Consider the following 20,200-nt stretch of genomic DNA (forward strand, 5'->3'; position numbering starts at 1 on the left):
AGCATGCAAGAGCGCCTTGTCGATCGCCATCCGGAGGTTCCGGCGGACCAGTTGGTCGCCCAGATGGTGCCACCGCCTATGTTCGACGAGGTCAGTTTCGCCTCCTATATTCCCGATCCCAAGGAGCCGTCCCAGGCGGCCGCGGTCGGCAAGGCAGAGGGCTTTGCCGGTCAGGTCGCCAAGATCCATCAGGCTGCGAACAAGAAGAGCCTGTTCGGGAGGAAGAAGCCGGTCAGCGGCGCGGGGCTCTACCTCGATGGCGGCTTCGGTGTCGGCAAGACCCACCTGCTGGCCTCCATCTTCCACAGCGCGCCCGCGCCGAAATCCTTCGGCACCTTCGGTGAACTCACCAATCTGGTTGGCGCACTCGGCTTCAACAATGCCGTCGAGCGGCTCGCGGCGAACAGCGTGCTGTGCATCGACGAATTCGAACTCGACGATCCCGGCGACACCATGCTGGTCTCGCGGCTGTTGACCGAGCTTTCTGCGCGCGGCGTCTCCATCGCCGCCACCTCCAACACCCTGCCCGGCCAGCTTGGCGAGGGCCGCTTCGCCGCCCAGGATTTCCTGCGCGAGATCAAGAAGCTCGGTTCGATCTTCGAGGCCGTGCGCGTCGACGGTCCGGACTACCGGCACCGCGATCTGCCGCCCGCTCCGGAACCCACCTCGCCGGAGCTGCTCACTGAACGTGCTTCTGCCACACCGGGTTCCACACTCGACGAATTCGATGCGCTGCTGAAGCATCTGAGCACACTGCACCCGTCCAAGTACGGCGCGCTGATCTCCGGTGTGTCGTCGGTATTCATTTCGAATGTGCATCCGGTGACCGATCAGGCGGTCGCGCTGCGGATCGTCGTGCTCGCCGACCGGCTGTACGACGCGAGCGTCCCGGTGACGGTTTCGGGTGCGAAGCTGGACGAGATCTTCTCCAAGGAGATGCTCGACGGCGGATACCGCAAGAAGTACCTGCGCGCGATTTCGCGTCTGCTGGCGCTTTCGCGCTTCGAGGTTGCTGCGTAACTGTCGAGGACGGACCTACCCGGCCGATCCGCCCGGGAAAGTTGACCAACTCATACTTCACTTGATTGTGTGTGATGGTCGTTCACACCGATGATTGGAGCAGGCATGGTCCGTCGTTCCGTTCGGGTTCCGGTCGCGCTCGCCGCCGGTCTCACCGTCGCCTTCGGTCCGGTGGCAGGCTTCGCGCTGGCCGACCCGGTCAGCGTCGCCGATCCGGTGACCTTCGATCGCGCGTTGAACCTGCAAGGCGTGCAGAACGGACGCGACGTGGGCGGCTACCGCACCACCGACGGGCACTGGGTGCGCACCGGGCTGGTCTACCGCACCGGCCAGCTCAACAATGCGACTCCGGCCGATCTGGCGGTGCTGACCGGCCGTCAGGTGCGCGTGGTCGACGATCTGCGCACCGTCTACGAGCGGACCATCGCGGCCGACCGCGTGCCCGCGGAGGCGGTCGCGAACTGGAACGACGTCATTGGGCAAGCCCCGCCGCAAACGCTGGTTACCACCCTCACGGGCGGCAGCGATTTGTACCGCGCATTCATCACCGCGCCCGGCGCGGACGAGGCCTTCGCCTCGGTGCTGCGCGACATCATCGACGCCGACGGCGCCGTGCTGTTTCACTGCACTGCCGGTAAGGACCGCACCGGCTGGACTTCCGCCGTCCTGCTGAGCGTCCTCGGCGTGGACCGCGACACCGTCACGCAGGATTACCTGCTGTCCAACCAGTACCGCAACGCCAGCCCGAACGACCCGCTCAACGGTGTTTCGGCCGCCTGGCTGGATGCCGCTTTCGATCAGACAGACCAGAGCTACGGCAGTTTCGACAACTACGTGCGCGAGGGATTGAAGCTGTCGGCTACCGATATCGCCGCACTGAAGGCGAAGCTGCTCGTCTAGGGGTGTTCCGCATACCACCGATCGATCAGTGCGGGTAGCTCCTTACCCATCCACACGAAGAACTCGTGCATATCCCGAACCCGTTCGGCATCGGCACCATTCGGATCGTCGAATAGTGCGAGCCCGCGCGCGGTCATATTGGTGAGGTCGGTGTACATACCGCTCTGCTGACGGGTCAGCTCCGGCAGGATTCCGGGCCGGATCGAGTAGTAGTCCTTGCGATCGCCCGGCTTGGAGATCTTGTCCACCCAGCGCATGGTGACCAGCGTCTTCAACGCCGATGAAATGGAACCCTTGGACGCCTGCAGCGCATCGGCGATCTGGCCGAAGGTCTGCTCCGGCGGATCGCTGACCAACAACCACCCCGCGGCCCGACCCGTCATCCGGACCAGGCCCATCCGCTCCAGTACGAGCGCGAAATCCTCGACGAATGCCAACTTTTCCGGGCTCGGTTCGGTTGTCTGCTCGTTTTCGGTGGTGCCCATCGGAGAAGTATCCCTTCTAGAATCCGGGTCGCGGTACACGGGGCGGACCGTGTCGGACCGCCCCGGATCGGTCGATCAGACCGCCAGATCGCGGCGATCGAAGGCACCGAGCGCCAGCACCAGGGCGATCGCGGCCACGACGACCAGCACCACCAGATGGATACCGTTCCAGCCGTGCACGAGCGGCGCGCCGCCATTGGCCCAGTAGAAGGGCGACAGCTTGCGCACGAAGTCACCGCCGAGGTTATTGGCCAAATAGCCCGCCACCGCGATCAGCGACGCCGAACCCAGTGTCACCGAACGCTTTCCAGTGGCCGCGCCGATCAGCAGCGTGATCGCGCCGACGACCAGCGCCAGCAATCCGAGGCCGGCGCTTGCGGCCACGATATTGCCGGTGGGTACGTCCAGCCCACCCTGATCGGCCCCCGCAATCACGCTCAGGGTGAGCACGGTGGTGGCGATCGCGGTCTGCGCGGACAGCGCGGCGAACCGCTGCAGCAGCAGATTCATCCGGTTGATCGGTTGTGCGAGAAGCAGATCCAGCACCCCGTTCTCCTCCTGCGTCACCGAACGGCTCGCGAATGTGACCGCGAAGATCAGCATCAGGACCAGCCCCATCAGCGAGTACACCGTCGCGTTCAAATATCCACTGGCGCTGGCGAAATCGCTGACGCCCATGGCGTCGTACATCTTGTTCTGCTCGAGATCGAGCGAGCCCTGCTCCTTCAGTGACTGATAGGACGGCAGGTACATCATCGGGATGATGGCGAAGCCGATCGACCAGCCGATCAGGCCGCGCCGCTGTTCCTTCAACGTCTGGGTGAAGATCGAGCGAGTCATGACGAATTCTCCTATGCGCTAATGATTCGGGTGATGCAGGATCAGCGGCCGTAGCGGCTGAAGAAGATCTGTTCGAGGTCCGGCTCGGTGGACAGCACACTCACCAGTTGGTATTTCGCGGCCACCTTGAACAGGCCGTCGACCTCGCCCTCGGTGGTGCAGCGCAAGGTTTTTCCGTCGACGGACAAATCGCGCACGCCGGGCAGCTTGGCGAAGTCGTCGCCGAAAATGTCTTCGCCGAAGACCAATTCGACCGAGCGCGGCGAACGCCTGCGCAGATCCTCGACATTCTCGGTGCCGAGCAGTTGACCGGCGCGCATGATGACCGCCCGATCGGCGCTCTGCTGTACCTCGCTGAGAATGTGCGAGGACATGAACACCGTCTGCCCATTGCGCTTGGCCGCGCCGACCAGATCCAGAAAGCGTTGCTGCAGTAGCGGATCCAGTCCGGAGGTGGGTTCGTCGAGGATCAGCAGATCCGGGTTGTGCATGAAGGCGGCGATAATGCCGACCTTCTGCTTATTGCCCTTGGACATCGCGCCGACTTTCTTGGACAGATCCAGATCGAGCAGATCGGCAAGGTCGGTGATCCGCCTCGGTGCGACATCGCCGCGCAGATCGCCGAGGAAGGTGAGCAGCTCACGTGCGGTATTTCGGCCCTCGATCTCGAGTTCGCCCGGCAGGTAACCGATGCGCTTGCGCAATTGCGCGCCGGCGAGGCGCGGCTCGACGCCGAGCACCTCGACCCGGCCCGCGGTCGGTCGGATCAGATCCAGCAGGATGCGGATGGTGGTGGATTTGCCCGCACCGTTGGGCCCGAGAAACCCGAACACCTCGCCCTGGTCGACCTCGAGGTTCAGTTCGGTGAGTGCGACATGCTTGCCGTAGTGCTTGGTCAGGCCCTCGGTGCGGATCGCGGCGGTGGTCATGACGCTCCTTCGAGAAGTCTTCTAGTTCCTGCAAGTTCAAAAATGACTGTGATGTTCAGTACATACTGAACAAGCAGAACTTGTCAATTCCGCTGTCGGGCTACGATCCGGGCATGACGACGTTCAAGACCTGGGATGGACTGGAGCTCAACTACCGCGTGTGGGAGGGCGCAGGCACTCCGGTCGTTCTGCAACACGGCGTGGTTGCCGATACGAATGCCAACTGGATGGCCACCGGCGTGGTCGGCGCCCTGCAGGCCGCCGGGCGCACCGTGGTGTCATTGGATGCGCGCGGTCACGGTCGTTCCGAGAAACCCCATGATCCGTCGCGGTATTCGTGGGCGGGGATGGCACGCGATGTCAGCGCGCTCTACGACGAACTGGGCTTCGATCGTGTTGTTCAGGTGGGCTATTCGATGGGCGCGATCATCTCGCTGCTGGTGGCGGGTGCCGACGAGCGGGTGAGCAAGCTGGCTGTGGGCGGCATCGGCTCGGGTGTGCTCGATTGCGGCGGCGTCGACCGGCGCGTCATCGATATCGACGATCTGCGCGCCGCCATGCGTGGTGACGGCGCGGGCACACCACCGATCGCGATGATGTTCCGGATTCTCGCCGACGCGGTACGCGCCGATCGCGATGCCATCGAGGCGGTCGCGACCGCCCTGGATGACGAGCCGATAAAGACCCTGGCCGATATCACGGTGCCGAGCCTGCTCCTGGCCGGCGATAAGGACCCGTTCGCCGCCGAGCCCGATCGGCTCGCGGCCGCACTACCCGACGCGACGCTGCGGATCGTGCCCGGCGATCACCTGATGGCCGTGGTGGATCCGAATTTCCATGCGGCGTTGGTCGAGTTCGTGGCCTGATCCGGTCAGAAAACCCGCCGCATTACGAAATCGTGGTGCAACTGGCTGCCCACGATGAACGTCTTGGTGGCGACCCGTTCGAACCCGTGCTTGAGATAGAACCGCTGGGCGCGCTCATTCTCCTGGTTGACCCCGAGCCAGACCCCGGCGACCGCCTCCTCGCGGGCCAGTTCCAGCGACGCGTTCATCAGCGCCTTCGACACACCGGCGCCATGGTGGCCGGGCAGTACGTACATCTTGCTGATCTCGACGGCCGGCCGCAGGTCGACGGCCTTGGCGATGTCGGGATCGGCCGGGTCGCCGTAGTGCAACATCGCATAGCCGACGATATCGCCGGCCGCCACCGCCTTGAGCACGATCCGGGCGGGGTCGGTCAGATATTCGCCGAAGCGTTCACCGGAGAGCGCCTCGGCGATGTAGATCTCGATATCGTCCGCAGTTGCGTGCGGGGGACAGGCGAGCGGAAAGGTCGCGGCCGCAACGTCACTGAGGGCCTCGGCGTCCCATAATCCGGCCCGGTCGACGGTGACTGGGATGTTGCTCATGTGTCCAGTACAGCACGACCATCGCTGGAGGCCGAAAGCTCATCCGGTTCGGAACGGGAATGGAATACACGCGCGAGTCCGATAACGATTGCCATGAACAGAACGGGAATCACAAAACCGATCCGATGTCCGAACCCGGCGGCGATCGCACCGACCAGTCCGCCGCCGACGAGTGTGCCCGCGTAGTTGAACAGATTCAGGCGTGCGATGAGTGCGTCGAGCCGGCGCCCACTGGTCAGCTGGCCGGCCTCGCTGAAGCACAGCGGTGCGACGACGCCGGTACCGAAACCGCCGATCAGGAAGCCGACGATCGCGACAACCGGCCCGGACGCGACCACCGCGACGGCCAGTCCGAGCACGCCGACCGCCCCCGCGATGCGCACCACCCGGCGTCCACCGAGCCGCCGAACCCACAGATCACCGCTGAGTCGGGCCGCCAGCGACGCGCACTGATAGACCGCCAACGCCAACGCCGCCGTGGACGAACTGGCGAGCAGATCCTCCTTCAGATACAACGCCGACCAGTTGCTGACGGCGAGATCGATGGCGAATACGAGCGATGCCGCGATCCCGAAGGCGAGGTACATGCGCAGCGGAACCATCCCGAATGCCGAGGATTCGCCGTTGGCCACCTCCGCCGGGCCGGACTCGGCCGCCGCGGCCCCGAGCAGGCGTGGGCCTATCAGCAATCCGATCGCGAGAACTATGCCCGCCGCCGTCAACAGCGATTCGCGGAGTGTGACATCCAATGCCTCGCAGGCGGATACGAACAGCGCGCCGAGTATTGATCCGGCACTCCACACCGCGTAGAACGAGGACAGGATGAATGTCCCGTACCCGTGCTGAATGAACACACCCTGCATATTGGTGCTCGCGTCGACAATGCCGACCGCGATTCCGTAGAGCCCGAGGGTGATCAGCAGCACCGGCGTATCGGGTGCCAGCGCGATGGCGCATCCGGTGACCGTGATGCCCAGCAATCCGATCCGCACCGTGACTCGACTCGACCATCGCGTGGCCACCTGCTCGGCCGCCACACTGCCGACGCCCGCGAGGATCGAAACCAGCACCACCGAACCGGCGATCAGGCCATCGGACAGGCCGAACCGATCCTTCTGCTGGGGCAGTTCGGTGAGCACCACCGCGAAGAAAAAGCCCTGCAACCCGAAGGCGAACGAATTCGCGATCCGGGCTCCGCGCAGGACAGGAGAAATCGGTCCCATCTGCGGAGAGTATCGGCCCCGTCGTGGCCGTGCCTGGTGAATCTGTCGCGGTCATCCTTTCGTCGGATGCGGTGCGCGCGAAGGTCATCCTCTGGTCAGATTCGGTGGCTACGGTCGGCGCGCGGGTGGTCGAGATCGGTGTCGCGTGCCACTATCGAAGGGGCGCAAGACAACTCGCGAACGGGAAGGGCCGTCGAATGAGAAAGCTGCCGCAGGACTTCTTTCATACACCGTATGCTTTCTATGAGGAGCTGCGCGCCGAAGGCCCCGTGCACCCGGTCGAGTTGAATAGCGGCGTCCGCGCCTGGCTGGTGGTGGATCTGGACGTCGCGCGTGAGGTGCTGCGCCATCCGGCCATTCGCAAGGACCCTCGCACCGACGCCAGCCGCAAGGCCCGCGGCCTGCCCATCGATGACACCGGCGTCGGTGCGGTGAATGCCCGGATCAGCTACCACCTGTTGAATACCGATCCGCCGGGGCACGCCCGGCTGCGCCGATTGGTCGCGCCCGCATTCGCGCCCGCCCGGATCGAGGCGCTGACCCCGCGCGTGCTTGCGATCGCCGACGAACTCCTCGACCGGATCGCCGCGGATGGCGCCGGCCGGGTGGATCTGTTGTCGGAGTACGCATTTCCGCTGCCCATCACCGTCATCTGCGAACTGCTCGGTGTGCCGGTGGCCGATCGCGCGGATTTCCGGGAGTGGTCGCGCATCATCGTCGAGCTGTCCACCGCGACGCCCGAGGAGGTCCGGCAAGCGACCGATGCCATCGCCGAATATTTCGAGCGGCTGGTCACTCGACGGCGGGCCGAGGGGCTGGGGGAGGATCTCGTCTCGGACCTGATCGTCGCCAATGCCGACGGTGACCGCCTCACCGATGACGAGCTGATCTCCATGGTGTTCCTCATCCTGGTCGCGGGTCATGAGACCACGGTCAATCTGATCGGTAATACGGTGCTCACCCTGTTGTCGGATCCGGCGCGCTACCGTGCGCTGCACGGCAATACCGAGGCCGTGCCCGCCCTGATCGAGGAGATGCTGCGTTACGACGGTCCGGTGAATGTCGCGACGTTGCGTTACACGACTGAACCGGTCACGTTGGGCGGCATCGAAATCCCCTCGGGCGAGATGGTGCTCGTCGCGCTGGGGTCGGCCAACCACGACGAACGGCACTTCGCCGACGCCGCAGAGTTCGATCCGCAGCGCTCCACTTCCGGTCATTTGGCGTTCGGGCACGGCATCCACTACTGCCTTGGTGCGGGCCTGGCTCGGCTGGAGGCGCGCATCGCGATCACACGCTTGGTCGAGCAGTACCCGGATCTGCGCCTGGCCGCCGAGGGTGGGGAATTGCGTTGGCGGGAGAGCATGCTCATTCGGGGATTGCAGGATCTTCCGGTCGAATTGGCCGAAGCGCCCGCACTGCGTTGAGTCCGGCGTGGGTTGTGCGCCCAACGGCGGACGGCCCAGCTGATCAGGCGTTGTGCCCCAGGGGCTTCCGTCATGCCGGACAACTGTGCAACAGTGCAGAGAACCGGTCGTAACGATGCGTCCGGTGGCGGATGCGGAGGGAAGATGACTGCGGCGTATCCACCCGGTCCGCCTATCCCCGCATTTCTGCAGGGCATACTGTACATCCGTAACCGCGCCCAAATGCTGCCACCGTTGCGGCGGCGCTACGGCGATGTGTTCTCGCTGCGTGTGCCGCCGTTCGCGCGGGACCTCGTCGTATTCACCCACCCTGAACACATCAAGGAAATCTTCGCGGGCGACCCACGCGACCTGCATGCGGGCGAAGGCAACCAGATCCTCGGCCCGGTCATGGGCGAGCATTCGGTGCTGCTGACCGATGAGGCCGAACACGCCAGGGCCCGCCGCTTGCTCATTCCCGCATTCAATGGCGCGGCCCTGCGCGGCTACCGCGATCTGGTCGCCGAGATCGCGGCCGTGGAGGTCGACCGCTGGCGGCCCGGTTCGACGGTGATCACCCTCGACCGGATGAACGCGCTCACCCTCGAGGTGATCATGCGGGTGGTCTTCGGCGTCACCGATGAGCGCACCCGGGCCTCGCTCGCACCGCGCCTCGGCCGCATCGTCGATGTCGGCCCGCTGCAGTACCTCGGCCTGATGAAACCGGCGCTGCAGAAGTTTCCGCCGTGGAAGTCCTTCCACGACAATATGGCCGCCATCGATGATCTGCTGTACGCCGAGATCGCGGATCGGCGCACCGCACCCGACCTCGCCGAACGCACCGATGTCCTGTCCCGGCTGCTGCAAGTGGGCGGGGATACCGAATCCGATCCGCCGCTCACCGACCCCGAACTGCGCGACCAACTCATCACCCTGCTGCTCGCCGGTCACGAAACCACCGCGGCGGCGCTGTCCTGGGCGCTACACGAACTGTCGGTCAACCCGCAGGTACAACGCGACGCCCATGAAGCGGTCCGCATCAATGACGACAAGGCGCTAGAGGCTGTCGTGAAGGAGGCGATGCGGCTGCGCACTGTCATACCCGGAGCGGTGCGCAAACTCACCAGGGAGATGACCATCGGCGGCTGGGAGCTGCCCGCGGGCACCGTGGTCAGCTGTTCGATCCTGCTGGCGCACCGCAGCCCGGCCAACTATCCCGACACCTGGAGCTTCCGTCCGTCGCGCTTCCTGGACGGGGAGGTCGAACCGAATACCTGGCTGCCCTTCGGCGGTGGGGTACGCCGCTGTATCGGCGCCGGATTCTCGCTGATGGAGGGCACCACGGTGCTGCGCGAGATCCTGTCCCGCTACACCCTGGCCGCGCCCGAGGGGGCAAAATCCGAGCGCGCACGGGTGCGCAATATCACCACCGTGCCGCGCGAGAAGGCCAGGATTGTAGTCACCCCACGTTCAACTTCGTGAAATCGCACCGAGGCTTTGCCGCATTCGCGTGAGCGACGTAATCTCCGTGCCATGACGAGCGGGAACCGCGTCGCAATCGTAGGTGCGGGCATTGCAGGCCTTGCCTGCGCGAAAGTGTTGCGCCAAGAGGGATTTCCGGTCGAGGTATTCGATCGGACCCCGGACGTCGGCGGCGTATGGAGTGCGACGCGCCGGTATCCCGGTCTGCGCGCACAGAACAGCAAACACACGTATCACTTCTCCGACTTCCCGATGCCCGACGACTATCCGCGCGTGCCGGATGGACAGCAGATGCAGCAGTACCTCGACGGGTACGTGCGGCACTTCGGCTTCGGCGAGAGCCTGCGTCTGGGCACCGAGGTGGTCGCGGCCGATCCGGTGGACAGTGGCTGGCTGCTGGAGATCCGCGACCATATCGGCGTTCACCGCACCTCCTGCGACCATCTGGTCATCGCGAACGGAATTTTCAATGAGCCCGCGATACCCGACTATCCGGGCGTCGAGCGGTTCCGGCAGGCGGGCGGGCAGATCGGGCACGCCTCGGAGTTCCTGGATGTGGATTGGGCGCGCGGTAAATCGGTCGTGGTGGTCGGCTACGGCAAATCGGCCTGCGATATCGCTGAGGCGGTCAGTCATGTCGCGGCCTCGACGAATGTGGTCGCCCGGCGGCTGCTGTGGAAGATGCCGCGCAAGTTGGCGCGCGGGCTGGCGGATTACGAGCGGCTGATGCTGACCAGGCTGGGCGAGGCGCACTTCCGCTATCAGGAACTCGGGCGGATCGAGCGATTCCTGCACGGTTCCGGGCGTAGCTTCCGCGACAGCAATTTGGATGTGATCCAGGAGCTCGCCACCAAGAAGTCGCATCTGCGCGAGCTGGGTCTGGTGCCGGAGGGGCGCTTCGAGGACATCGCGGAGAGCACGGTCAGCCTGGTCACCGAGGACTTCTTCGAGCGGGTGGGAATGGGACTGATCGCGGTGCACCGCGACAGCACCATCACCGAGATGGCCGCGAACCAGGTGCGACTGTCCAACGGGACGACCCTGCAGGCCGATATCGTCATCTGCGCGACCGGATTCCACCAGCGGGTGCCGTTCCTCACCCCGTACGTACAGCGTCAGCTCACCGACGACGACGGCAATTTCCGCCTGTACCGGCAGATCCTGCCGATCGGCGTGCCCAACCTGAGCTTCGTCGGGTACAACTCCTCGGTCATCAGCACGCTCAGCGCCGAGGTCGGCGCGCATTGGACCGCGGCACTGCTGCGCGGCCGCCTCGCCCTGCCGACGCAGGAGGAGATGACCACGCACGTCGATGAGCGGCTGCGTTGGATGGCCGAACGCACGGGCGGCCATCACGCGCATGGCGGCGCCATCACCCCGTTCTCGATTCACAATATCGACGAGATGCTCGCCGACCTGAAATTCCGGCTGCCGCGCAGAACCCGTGCGGCACAATGGTTCCGGATGATCAAGCCGTCTTCGTATCGTGGGCTGGCGGAGCGGTCGAAGGGACCGGTGCGGACCCCCGCGCCGGAGGCCGTCCCTGCGGTCTCCGTCGAACAGCGGACACCCTAGGTAGATTGCCCGCAATGCGCCCGGGGATGGCTGGGCGCTCCTCGACGCTGTCGCGTTGTATCTCGGTTGCGGCATCGAGAGGGCATGCATACGCCCATTTACGGGTTCGATCGGCGTCGACGATCGCAGAGGAGGGATCTCGCGGTCCTCGCCCGGCCAATCGCCCGCGTGACAGCGGTCGCCGGAAGGAAGCGGGATCGAAAGAAGGTCGGGGGGCATGTCGATTTTCGCAGTGCGACTATGGGTTTCGAGTCGAAGAAGCTCAGAGTGTGACCGACGCCGCACGGGGGCGCGATCCTTTCGACGTGAGTCGACAATCGGGCGGGACGGTGCTGTCGAGGCCGACATGACGGATTATCGCCAATGCAATGTTGGTTATCAGTCATTCCATTCTGGATAATCCAGGAGTGGACGCCCTCGACATGAATCTGCTGGTTGCTCTGGATGCGCTGCTGGAGACCAATAGCGTCACCCGGGCCGCCGAGCGGCTGCACACCTCGGCGCCCGCGATGAGTCGAACGCTGGCAAAGTTGCGACGCGTGCTCGGCGATCCGCTGCTGGTGCGCGCGGGCCGTAACCTGGTGCCGACGCCGCGCGCACTCGAATTGCGTTATGAGGTAAGCGTTCTGGTGGAGCGTGGACGGACGCTGCTCACCCCGCGCGGCCCCCTCGACCCGACAACGTTGAAACGCGACTTCTCGGTGCGAGCGGGCGATATGGTTCTCGGCGAATTGGCGACGCCGCTGCTGGCCGCCGTCCGCGCGCAGGCGCCCGGAGTGACAATGCACCTGCTCCCGGACCGCGACGAGGGCACCGCCGCGATACGCGACGGCCGCGTCGATATCGCGGTCGGCGTCATCGAGCACACCGATCCCGAGACCACTGTGCAACGTGTACTGCGCGACCGCGTAATCGGCGTTGCCGCACCACAACATCCGCTGATCACCGACCGCGTGACCGTGGCGCGGTTCGCCGCGGCCGCCCAACTCGGCATCTCCCGCCGCGGCCGCGCCCGCGGTCCCATCGACGATCGCTTGGCGCTGCACGGCCGCACCCGTCGAGTCGTGGCCACCGTTCCCGACCTGACCAGCGCCCTGCTAGCGGTCCGCTCCGGCGATCTGGTCTGCCCTGTCCCCGCCGCTCTCACCGCGACAACTCGCACCGCACTCGGCCTGTGCGCCTTCGAAATCCCCCTACCCCTCCCCGAAATCGCCATCGCTATGGCATGGCACCCCCGTAACACCGCCGACAACGGCCACCGATGGCTGCGCGAATTGATTCGCGGCACCCTCGCCGGTCTGGACTCGTCCGGCCGGTGAGTTGCTCAGCCCTCGGTACGGATCGCGAAGTTCGGGTCCACGCCGGGTAGCTCGTTCGGTGCGGAGGTCGGTTCGGGGCGGCCGAACGGGCCGTTGGGATTGCGCTTGAGTTCGTCGAGCATGGCCTGCAACTTGTCCACGTGGGAGGAATCCTCCCCGGTGTCCGCGCGGTGCGCGCCAGGGGTCAGTGCGCCCTTGTCCTCGGCGCGGGGCGCGGTCATGCCGTTATCGGGACGGGTTGTGGGCGTTGCGGGTTCGTAGCCGTTGCGGGGCGGGGAGGTGAGCGGCTCCAGGCGGCCGTTGCTCGTGCCGATCGAGCCGTATTCGAGCCGGTCGCCGCTGGTCGCCGGCTGCGAGTTGGTGTAGGTCGGCGCGGCAGGTTCGGTGCTGGCCGGTGTGGCCGAGTCGAGCCAATCGGGGCGGGCGGTGGGTGCGGACAGCGGTTCGCTGCGGTAGGTCGGAGGGACCGCGGGCGGCACGGGCTGCGGTGTCCGCGAAGGGAGGGGCAGGGAGTCGTTGGGTGTTGCGGGGCCGAAGGGTTCGAGGTGTTCGGTGCGGGCGATCGGCGCGGTGAACTCGGTCCGTGCGGGGCGGGGCGCGATGTTCGCGGGGTCTTCGGGCGCTTCAAGTCGCTCGTTGCGTCCGGTCGGGGCGTCTTGACGTCCCGTCGTGTTCCCTAGCCGCCCGTTGGTTCCGGTGGCGGGCGTGATGCGTTCATTGCGGCCGGTCGCGGGCTCGAGGCGCTCGTTTGTTCCGGTGGTATTGGAGCGGTTGTTGCGTCCGGTCGGCGTCTCGCTGAGCACGGTCGTGATATCCGGGAGGTCGGTGCGTCCGGTCTCGGCACGCGCACTCGTGGTGTCGGCCCGTCCGTTGACGGCATCGAGACGGTCGCGACGCGATGGAATCGGTTCGCGCCGTTCCCTGGCCACGGGAGCGGGCTCCGGATGGATCCGCAGCGCGGGCTCGGCCGGTTCGTCACTCGGCTCGACGGTGACGACCTGCTCCAACCGCGACCCGATCTTGGAAACATCCTCCCCCGTACGGAAAGCCCACGCCTCCAGCTTGGCCAAGCGACCGGCGAGATTACGATCGTCGTCCACGTGCGCGGCAACCGCGTCGAGTTTATTGCTCACCTCGCGCAGGGTCGTCGCGAGACTCGACAAGAGTGCGCCGATCGATTCGCCACTCCGCTCGTCGTGGTCCATCCCATACCTTCTTCCCCGTATTGCCCGAAACTCCGCTCGTGGCCGGCCGATTCTATCTGTCGATCGGTACCGACGCCGGTTCGAGTACCGGCCGGGGCCGCGCTGTGCACTTTTCGTCCGGTTTCGTCCGCTGGTTCGGAGTATCGGTCCGTATCCCAGGAATGGCCGCAACTATCAATCATGGGAATAACTGTGGCGATGCTCTCGCGTGTCGCAGTGAAATCGCTTGTGAGACAGCACACATCGGCTGGTCGGAGCATATTCGCGGGTTGTGGCGCACCCGAGCGCGGGGTATAGGGGGCTGGCGGGCGGGCCAAAGCTGACGCACTCTTGATCTATGGCGTAGGTCGTACCTGACCTGCGGTGGTTTTGGGCAGGGGTGAGGTTGCGTGAGAACGAAGCAGCGCGTCGAGCGGGCGTGCGGGCGTCGGGCGATGCTCGCCGAATTGGGGTTGTCGGATGGTCGCGTCGCGGATACCCGGGTGCCGGATGGTCGCGCACCCGTGCGCGCAGCGGTGGGGGCTGGGGGGTACGGCTGCACATGTCCGGAATGTGCCGCCGCGCAATGGGATATCCAGCGGCTCAAGTATTGGCTGTGCGGTCGGCTCGCGTCCTACGGCGCGGACCTGGCCGAGGTGGATCGCCGGGTGGGTGACGTCCCGGTGGACGTGCTCTGGCGCAGCGGCGAGCGGCAGTACGCCATCGAGGTCCGCACCGGGCCGCTGGACCGGGAATCGGCGCAGCACCACACGATGCGGCTGCGCACCTCCGGCTGTGACGGGGTGCTGTGGCTGTGCCCGCCGGGTTACTGGGTCGGGCATCTGCCCGCGCTCGGCATCGCCGATTTCGCGCCGCCCGCCTGCGATTACCGGGCCGAAGATGGCATGTTGGACGCCTCGAACAGCGCGCTCGTCGTACCGCGCCGGGAACCCTACGAACTGCGCGATTTCCTGGAGGGCTGGGTGCGGGGTGAAATCGCGTGGGGCTACCGCGATGTGATGACAGGAGGTTGGGCCACCGTGACCGACTGGGAACACCACACAAGGACGCAGGCCAGCGTCATCGCTCGGCAGCGCCAGGAGTTGGTCAACCAACGCACCACCCTGGCCGTGTCCCGAAAAACCGTGCGGGACAAGCAGAAACAGATCATGAAGCTTACCACCCGGCTGGAACGCGCCGAGGAGTCCGCGCAAGAACACGCGGACTCGCTGGCCGAGGTCAGGCGCAAGCTCGACGATCACCACCGGATCGACGCCAGCCTGCGTGGCACCATCGCGAGCATGCAGAAGGCGATCGGTCACTGGCAGCTGATCACCTACTGCGCGATGATGCTGATCGTGACATTCATCGCGGGAGCGATGTTCGTGCGCTGAGCCGGTTCAGTTCGGGTGAGTGCCGCTCAAGCGGAATGGCGCACGGTCCCAACGCCATTCGTTGCGCAGCACCACCGCGATCAGGTCGAGCAGATCCAGCTCGACCTCGGCGCGCAACTGTCGCAGCGCGGACCAATCCACCGGTCCGCGCTCGACCTGCTCGCGCAGCCGACTTTCGGACCGCGCAGCTACCTTGCGCCGCAACAGATCTGGAATCCCGACCTTGCTGCCGGTCCACACCAGCCAGCCCCAGCCGTTTGCATGCGCATGGGCGCGACCGGCCGCCGACTTGATCCGATTGATATGGAAGCCGACGTGTCCAAGCGGTTCGACATCGATCAGGACCACGCGGCCATCGGCAAGTCGTGCGACGATGGTGGGGTAGTAGATCCGGTCCGCGCCGTCTACCTCGTAGGCGACCGCACTCGGTTGCTCCTGGAACGTCTCGACCAGATCGCTGACATTCACCGTCCGCAGCAGCCGGGCCTCCAGACCGGAATCGAACCCGATATCACGTCCGACCTTGTCGAGATAGAACCGCCCGCGTCCTTCGTCATCGCCGTCCACTGTCCGCGCCGAGGCGAGCGGCAGGGGAGCGGGGCCCGGTGCGGCGGCGGGCCAATCGACCTGTCCCAGCCATGAATTCAGCTCACTTGTCGCCAGCGGCTCGTGCAGTTTCGCCAACCGCCGGTTCGTCTTCTTCTGCCATGCCATGATCCGCTGCATGACGTATCCGGCGACCCGCTTGGCATCCTCGCCCGCATGCCCTGCCAACCGCAACTTCAGGTAAGCCAACTCATTGGCGGCCAGATCGGTATCGGTCGCGTAGGTCTCCACCAACAGCGCCCGCACCAACTGCTGATCCCGTGTCCCTACCGGATACCGCGCCCCGAAGACCTCGGCCGCTCGATGTCCACTCAACTGCGCTTCCCGCAGAATCTGCGCCACCGCCCGGGTATGCAACTGTCGAACCCGATCCCGCGACAGATCGAATCGAGCACCGATCCGCGCCAACGTCTCCGGTGCCTGCCCATTCACCCCCAGCCGAAACCCCACGATTTCGGCATCGCGCCGCTTGCGGTCACCGCGCATGTCGATCAATTCCCCCAGAAGTTCGTTGATCTCCTCGAGATCGAACGACACGTCCGCGGCGATATCGTCGAGCACCTCGGCATCGTCAGCGGCGCGATCGCGCCCATCGGGCTCGTTTGCCGTCACCTGCACCCCTGACCACGACTCGGCTCCACTCGACATGTGCGCCAAAGCCTAATGCCGACCACCGACAACCCGGCCCATCCCACCACCGGCCGCCGAATCGGGCCCATATGAGTCCGCCGGCTCGAGGCGTCATCGACATCCGCCCCGCCGCCGAACCCAGCCGCCCGAAACCACACCGACCTGACCCCGGCTCACGCCGCAATTCCCCGCGGCGCGAGCCGGTTCGAGACGAGCTAGCGCTCGACCGCCCCGACGATCAGGTCGGTGACCGCCTGCGGCTCGGATACCGAGACCGCATGCGAGGCGGAGATTTCGACGGTGCCGGCACCGGCGCGTTCGGCCATGAACCGCTGCACCTCGATGGGGATGTTCTTATCGTCGGTGGTCAGTAATGCGAACGCGGACACCGACTTCCATGCGGCCGCGGAAGCAGTCTCCTGCAGCGCGGCAAGGGCGACCGGCCGCTGTGTCGCGGCCATCAGCTCAGCCGTTTCCGCCGGAACGTCGGCGGCGAACTGCCGGTGGAACTCCTCGTGGCGGATATAGAGTTCGGTTCCCGTGCTCCCGTCGGGCAGGGGGTAGCTCGCCGGACGGGTGGCCGCCCCCAAGGTGGAGCCGGGGAACTTGTCGGTCAGCTCCAGCGCGCTCTCGTTCTCGTCGGGAATGAACGCGGCAATATAAACCAATGCGGTGACATCGGCCTTCCCCTCGGCCGCCACGGTGATGACACTGCCACCGTACGAGTGTCCGACGAGCACACATGGGCCCCCGATGCCGTCGACGACCGACGCGATGTAAGCCGCGTCACTGTCGAGGCCGCGCAGCGGATTTGCGGCGGCGATGACGGAATGTCCTTGTGCGCGTAGGCGTTCGATGACGCCGTTCCAACTGGAGGAATCGGCGAACGCGCCGTGGACGAGCACGATGGTTGGAGCCGTCATAGATTTCTCCTGATCTGTTTGCGGACGAGGTGCGATCACACTGTGTGCAGGGCGGCCTTCAGCGTCGCAACCGCCTGTGCGACAGCGGCTTTGGCGGCGTGGGTATCGTGCATCGCGTTCACCATGACGAAGTCGTGGATGATCCCGCCGTAGCGCGCCTGCGTCACCGGCACGCCCGCCGCGCGTAGCTTGCCGGCGAAGGCTTCGCCCTCATCGCGCAACACATCTGCCTCGGCGGTGATGACCAGTGCGGGCGGCAGTCCGCTCAACTGCTCGGTGCTGGCCCGCAGCGGCGACACGGTGATCTGCGCACGGTCTTCCGCGCTGGTGGTGTACTGATCCCAGAACCATTGCATCCCTGCGCGAGTCAGGAAGTAGCCCTCGGCGAACTGCTGGTACGAACCGGTGTCGAAGTTGGCGTCGGTCACCGGGTAGAACAGCACCTGCTGCGCGAACGAGAGGTCGCCGCGCTCCTTCGCCATGAGCGTCAGCGCGATGGCCATATTGCCGCCGACCGAATCACCCGCGACCGCGATCCGAGACGCGTCGAGACCGTGCTCGGCGCCGTCGGTCGTAACCCACTGGGCGACCCGGTAGGACTGCTCGTTGGCCACCGGGTACCGCGCCTCCGGCGACCGGTCGTATTCGGGAAAGACAACGGCCGCGCGTACCCCGACGGCGAGATCGCGCACGAGCCGGTCATGGGTGTGTGCGTTGCCGAACACCCAACCGGCGCCATGGGTGTAGATGATCACCGGCAATACCTCGGTGACACCTTGCGGCTTGACGATGCGCGCCCGCACCGCCCCCGTCGGACCGCCCTCGACCGTGACCCACTGCTCATCGATCTCCGGCTTGAAAATCGCCGCGTCCTGCACCGAATCCACCGCCTTGCGTCCCTCTTCCGGGGCGAGCTGGTAGAGGAACGGTGGTTGCGAGGTAGCGTCGACGAACTCCTGCGCCGCCTGCTCGAGCGAGATACCCAACGGGTTACCTGACATGGTGGTGCCTTTCTCTTGTGTTGTGGATCAGGACAATTCGGTGATCGCGTCGGTGATGACGGACGCGACCCGGTCCGGATGGGTCTGCATCACCAGGTGCGGTGCGTCGATCTCGACCACCGCCCGCAGCCCAGCCCGTCGATAGCCGTAACGCTCGACATCCGGATTGATGGTGCGGTCGGAGCTGGACACAATTCCCCAGGCCGGCTTGGTCTTCCAGGCTGCGGCTGTGGCGGCCTCACCGAACGCGGTTGCCGACAGCGGCCGTTGTGACACCGCCAGCACCCGCGCCTTCGCGGCGTCGACTCCAGCTGCGAAAATAGCTGGGAACGCGTCGATTTCGACGGACACATCGGTTCCGGTGGTCTCGCCGTCGACCGGATACGAGGTGTAGACCAGATGTGCCGCCAGCTCGGAATCCGGGAACCGGCCCTGCAATTGGCCAAGGCTCTCGCCCTCCTCCAGCGCGTAACCGGAGACATAGACGAGGCCGACGACATTCTCGGCAACGCCGGCGACGGTGATGACCGCGCCGCCGTAGGAATGCCCGGCCAACAACACCGGACCGTCGATCTGTTCGACGACCGCCCGGATGTAGGCGGCGTCGCCGGACAGACTGCGATTGAACACCGGCGGTGCAGCGACCCGGTGGCCCTTGTCGAGCAGCCGCTGGGTGACCGGCGACCAACTCGACGCATCGGCGAAGGCGCCGTGCACGAGTACAACGGTTGGGGTTGACGCGGGGGACATCGCGGTCCTTTCTCGATCTGGCGCTGTGTCCAAAGCAGTTTCCGCTGCCTCCTGTCGCCCGCGCCCCCCTTTACCGGCCGGAAATGCCCCCGATCAGGACACGGCCGCCGCGAACTCGGTGCCTATGGTCGATCCGGTTGTCCGGAAACGCTGCTGATACTTGCGCGGCGAAATGCCGAGCCGCGCCACGAACGCCCGCCGCAATGCCTCGCTATTGCCGTATCCGGCGGCCATCGCCGCCTCGGTCACGCTGTGTCCAGCGTGCAGCATATCTCTGGCAACCCCGAACCGAATGAACGCGACATACTCCCCGGGCGAACGTTCGAGCTCCGTGCGGAACAGCCGGGTCAGGTGCCGGACGCTGATGCGCGCGTGCGCGGCGAGGCTCTGCACGGTATGCGGGTACGCGGGGTCCGCGCAGATCAGGTCAACGACTCCGCGCAGCAGCGGACTGCGTGGCGCGGGCCCGCTCAGTGATGCCGAGAACTGCGACTGTCCACCGGCACGTTGCATGTACACCACCAGTGACTGTGCCACCCTTCGGGCGACATCGGCACCATGATCCTCCTCGACCAGCGCCAGCGCGAGATCCACACCGGCCGCGACACCGGCCGAACTGTAGAGGTTGCCGTCACGCACGAAAATCGCATCCGGTTCCACCAGCGCCGCCGGAAACCGGCGCGCCAGGTCGGCCGTGAACTTCCAATGGGTCGTCGCCCGCCTACCGTCGAGCAGTCCGAGCTGGGCTAGGACGAACGCGCCACTGCAGATCGACGCAATCCGCCGGGTATGCGACGACAGGTACCGCGCCGCCGCCAGCATCTCGGGAGTCACGAATTTTTCCACGGGCAACTCGCTGCCCGGAATCACCACTGTGTCGAAGCGACCCGCCTCGGCCGCTGCGCAGCTCACCTGCGTGCGCGCGCCGATCGAGGTGTGCACGTCCTTGCCGTCGGCCGAAACGAGTACCACCTCATAGCCCGCCACCGACTGGTTCGCCTCCACGAATACCTCTGCGGGACCGACGAAGTCGAGCATCTTGACACCGTCGAAAACCAGCACACCGACTCGCCTGCGGGCCGTACCGCCGAATTTTACGGACATGTCAACCAGTATTATGGA

The 20,200-nt window shown here is 65.6% G+C and carries 19 protein-coding genes; 8 read left to right on the forward strand and 11 right to left on the reverse strand.

Features of this window, described 5'->3' with window-relative positions; translation table 11 throughout:
• Window positions 1-3: 3 nt before the first annotated feature.
• On the forward strand, window positions 4-1,020 hold the full coding sequence (gene zapE / locus AB0J47_RS03200) for a cell division protein ZapE (RefSeq protein ID WP_364339941.1): 1,017 nt from the start codon (window positions 4-6) through the stop codon (window positions 1,018-1,020).
• Between the two features lie 105 nt (window positions 1,021-1,125).
• A complete protein-coding gene (locus AB0J47_RS03205) occupies window positions 1,126-1,920 on the forward strand; it encodes a tyrosine-protein phosphatase (RefSeq protein WP_364339943.1) in 795 nt (264 codons plus the stop codon).
• Here the strand turns inward: AB0J47_RS03205 and AB0J47_RS03210 are convergent.
• The 3 genes from AB0J47_RS03210 to AB0J47_RS03220 form a co-directional block, all read right to left on the reverse strand.
• Complete coding sequence (locus AB0J47_RS03210; protein ID WP_364339944.1) at window positions 1,917-2,405, reverse strand: MarR family transcriptional regulator; 489 nt, start codon at window positions 2,403-2,405, stop codon at window positions 1,917-1,919. The two genes, AB0J47_RS03205 and AB0J47_RS03210, sit on opposite strands and share 4 nt — an antisense overlap.
• Before the next feature lie 75 nt (window positions 2,406-2,480).
• A complete protein-coding gene (locus AB0J47_RS03215; protein ID WP_364339946.1) occupies window positions 2,481-3,245 on the reverse strand; it encodes an ABC transporter permease subunit in 765 nt (254 codons plus the stop codon).
• Window positions 3,246-3,286: 41 nt separating this feature from the next.
• A complete protein-coding gene (locus tag AB0J47_RS03220) occupies window positions 3,287-4,174 on the reverse strand; it encodes an ABC transporter ATP-binding protein (protein WP_364339948.1) in 888 nt (295 codons plus the stop codon).
• Between the two features lie 113 nt (window positions 4,175-4,287).
• On the opposite strand from AB0J47_RS03220, the gene AB0J47_RS03225 reads away from it, so the two are divergent.
• A complete protein-coding gene (locus AB0J47_RS03225) occupies window positions 4,288-5,040 on the forward strand; it encodes an alpha/beta fold hydrolase (RefSeq protein WP_364339950.1) in 753 nt (250 codons plus the stop codon).
• A gap of 5 nt (window positions 5,041-5,045) precedes the next feature.
• Here AB0J47_RS03225 and AB0J47_RS03230 read toward each other — a convergent pair whose 3' ends face one another.
• Window positions 5,046-5,576: a GNAT family N-acetyltransferase gene (locus AB0J47_RS03230; RefSeq protein ID WP_364340698.1), complete on the reverse strand. Its 531-nt coding sequence runs from the start codon at window positions 5,574-5,576 to the stop codon at window positions 5,046-5,048.
• A gap of 5 nt (window positions 5,577-5,581) precedes the next feature.
• A complete protein-coding gene (locus AB0J47_RS03235) occupies window positions 5,582-6,808 on the reverse strand; it encodes an MFS transporter (protein ID WP_364339952.1) in 1,227 nt (408 codons plus the stop codon).
• 197 nt (window positions 6,809-7,005) lie between these two features.
• Between AB0J47_RS03235 and AB0J47_RS03240 the strand changes: the two genes are divergently transcribed.
• The 4 genes from AB0J47_RS03240 (at window position 7,006) to AB0J47_RS03255 (ending at window position 12,590) form a co-directional block, all read left to right on the forward strand.
• Window positions 7,006-8,235 (forward strand): cytochrome P450, encoded by a 1,230-nt coding sequence (locus AB0J47_RS03240; protein ID WP_364339954.1) that lies wholly within the window; start codon window positions 7,006-7,008, stop codon window positions 8,233-8,235.
• Between the two features lie 144 nt (window positions 8,236-8,379).
• On the forward strand, window positions 8,380-9,696 hold the full coding sequence (locus AB0J47_RS03245; protein ID WP_364339956.1) for a cytochrome P450: 1,317 nt from the start codon (window positions 8,380-8,382) through the stop codon (window positions 9,694-9,696).
• A 51-nt stretch (window positions 9,697-9,747) separates the two neighbouring features.
• Window positions 9,748-11,271, forward strand: a complete 1,524-nt coding sequence (locus tag AB0J47_RS03250; RefSeq protein WP_364339958.1) for an NAD(P)/FAD-dependent oxidoreductase — start codon at window positions 9,748-9,750, stop codon at window positions 11,269-11,271.
• Between the two features lie 368 nt (window positions 11,272-11,639).
• A complete protein-coding gene (locus tag AB0J47_RS03255; RefSeq protein WP_364339960.1) occupies window positions 11,640-12,590 on the forward strand; it encodes a LysR family transcriptional regulator in 951 nt (316 codons plus the stop codon).
• 5 nt (window positions 12,591-12,595) lie between these two features.
• On the opposite strand, the gene AB0J47_RS03260 is transcribed toward AB0J47_RS03255, so the two are convergent.
• On the reverse strand, window positions 12,596-13,795 hold the full coding sequence (locus tag AB0J47_RS03260) for a hypothetical protein (protein ID WP_364339962.1): 1,200 nt from the start codon (window positions 13,793-13,795) through the stop codon (window positions 12,596-12,598).
• A gap of 389 nt (window positions 13,796-14,184) precedes the next feature.
• Here AB0J47_RS03260 and AB0J47_RS03265 point away from each other — a divergent pair, with 389 nt between their 5' ends.
• Window positions 14,185-15,168, forward strand: a complete 984-nt coding sequence (locus tag AB0J47_RS03265) for a hypothetical protein (RefSeq protein ID WP_364339964.1) — start codon at window positions 14,185-14,187, stop codon at window positions 15,166-15,168.
• 6 nt (window positions 15,169-15,174) lie between these two features.
• Here the strand turns inward: AB0J47_RS03265 and AB0J47_RS03270 are convergent, their stop codons facing one another.
• From AB0J47_RS03270 to AB0J47_RS03290, 5 genes are all read right to left on the reverse strand, one after another.
• Window positions 15,175-16,386 (reverse strand): sigma factor-like helix-turn-helix DNA-binding protein, encoded by a 1,212-nt coding sequence (locus AB0J47_RS03270; RefSeq protein WP_364339966.1) that lies wholly within the window; start codon window positions 16,384-16,386, stop codon window positions 15,175-15,177.
• Between the two features lie 233 nt (window positions 16,387-16,619).
• Window positions 16,620-17,327 carry an alpha/beta hydrolase gene (locus tag AB0J47_RS03275; protein ID WP_364339969.1) on the reverse strand — a complete coding sequence of 236 codons (708 nt, stop codon included), beginning with the start codon at window positions 17,325-17,327 and terminating at the stop codon, window positions 16,620-16,622.
• 35 nt (window positions 17,328-17,362) lie between these two features.
• Complete coding sequence (locus AB0J47_RS03280; RefSeq protein ID WP_364339971.1) at window positions 17,363-18,328, reverse strand: alpha/beta hydrolase; 966 nt, start codon at window positions 18,326-18,328, stop codon at window positions 17,363-17,365.
• 27 nt (window positions 18,329-18,355) lie between these two features.
• Complete coding sequence (locus AB0J47_RS03285; protein ID WP_364339973.1) at window positions 18,356-19,078, reverse strand: alpha/beta hydrolase; 723 nt, start codon at window positions 19,076-19,078, stop codon at window positions 18,356-18,358.
• Window positions 19,079-19,171: 93 nt separating this feature from the next.
• Window positions 19,172-20,182: a GlxA family transcriptional regulator gene (locus AB0J47_RS03290; protein ID WP_364339975.1), complete on the reverse strand. Its 1,011-nt coding sequence runs from the start codon at window positions 20,180-20,182 to the stop codon at window positions 19,172-19,174.
• Between the last annotated feature and the right edge of the window lie 18 nt (window positions 20,183-20,200).

Source organism: Nocardia sp. NPDC049737 (genome assembly GCF_040674755.1).
Classification (GTDB): domain Bacteria; phylum Actinomycetota; class Actinomycetes; order Mycobacteriales; family Mycobacteriaceae; genus Nocardia.

Excerpts from the sequence above, each read along its gene's own strand:
- zapE (WP_364339941.1), top strand. The coding sequence starts at position 4 with ATGCAAGAGCGCCTTGTCGATCGCCATCCGGAGGTTCCGGCGGACCAG.
- AB0J47_RS03205 (WP_364339943.1), top strand. The coding sequence starts at position 1,126 with ATGGTCCGTCGTTCCGTTCGGGTTCCGGTCGCGCTCGCCGCCGGTCTC.
- AB0J47_RS03210 (WP_364339944.1), bottom strand. The coding sequence starts at position 2,405 with ATGGGCACCACCGAAAACGAGCAGACAACCGAACCGAGCCCGGAAAAG.
- AB0J47_RS03215 (WP_364339946.1), bottom strand. The coding sequence starts at position 3,245 with ATGACTCGCTCGATCTTCACCCAGACGTTGAAGGAACAGCGGCGCGGC.
- AB0J47_RS03220 (WP_364339948.1), bottom strand. The coding sequence starts at position 4,174 with ATGACCACCGCCGCGATCCGCACCGAGGGCCTGACCAAGCACTACGGC.
- AB0J47_RS03225 (WP_364339950.1), top strand. The coding sequence starts at position 4,288 with ATGACGACGTTCAAGACCTGGGATGGACTGGAGCTCAACTACCGCGTG.
- AB0J47_RS03235 (WP_364339952.1), bottom strand. The coding sequence starts at position 6,808 with ATGGGACCGATTTCTCCTGTCCTGCGCGGAGCCCGGATCGCGAATTCG.
- AB0J47_RS03240 (WP_364339954.1), top strand. The coding sequence starts at position 7,006 with ATGAGAAAGCTGCCGCAGGACTTCTTTCATACACCGTATGCTTTCTAT.
- AB0J47_RS03245 (WP_364339956.1), top strand. The coding sequence starts at position 8,380 with ATGACTGCGGCGTATCCACCCGGTCCGCCTATCCCCGCATTTCTGCAG.
- AB0J47_RS03250 (WP_364339958.1), top strand. The coding sequence starts at position 9,748 with ATGACGAGCGGGAACCGCGTCGCAATCGTAGGTGCGGGCATTGCAGGC.
- AB0J47_RS03255 (WP_364339960.1), top strand. The coding sequence starts at position 11,640 with ATGTTGGTTATCAGTCATTCCATTCTGGATAATCCAGGAGTGGACGCC.
- AB0J47_RS03260 (WP_364339962.1), bottom strand. The coding sequence starts at position 13,795 with ATGGACCACGACGAGCGGAGTGGCGAATCGATCGGCGCACTCTTGTCG.
- AB0J47_RS03275 (WP_364339969.1), bottom strand. The coding sequence starts at position 17,327 with ATGACGGCTCCAACCATCGTGCTCGTCCACGGCGCGTTCGCCGATTCC.
- AB0J47_RS03280 (WP_364339971.1), bottom strand. The coding sequence starts at position 18,328 with ATGTCAGGTAACCCGTTGGGTATCTCGCTCGAGCAGGCGGCGCAGGAG.
- AB0J47_RS03285 (WP_364339973.1), bottom strand. The coding sequence starts at position 19,078 with ATGTCCCCCGCGTCAACCCCAACCGTTGTACTCGTGCACGGCGCCTTC.
- AB0J47_RS03290 (WP_364339975.1), bottom strand. The coding sequence starts at position 20,182 with ATGTCCGTAAAATTCGGCGGTACGGCCCGCAGGCGAGTCGGTGTGCTG.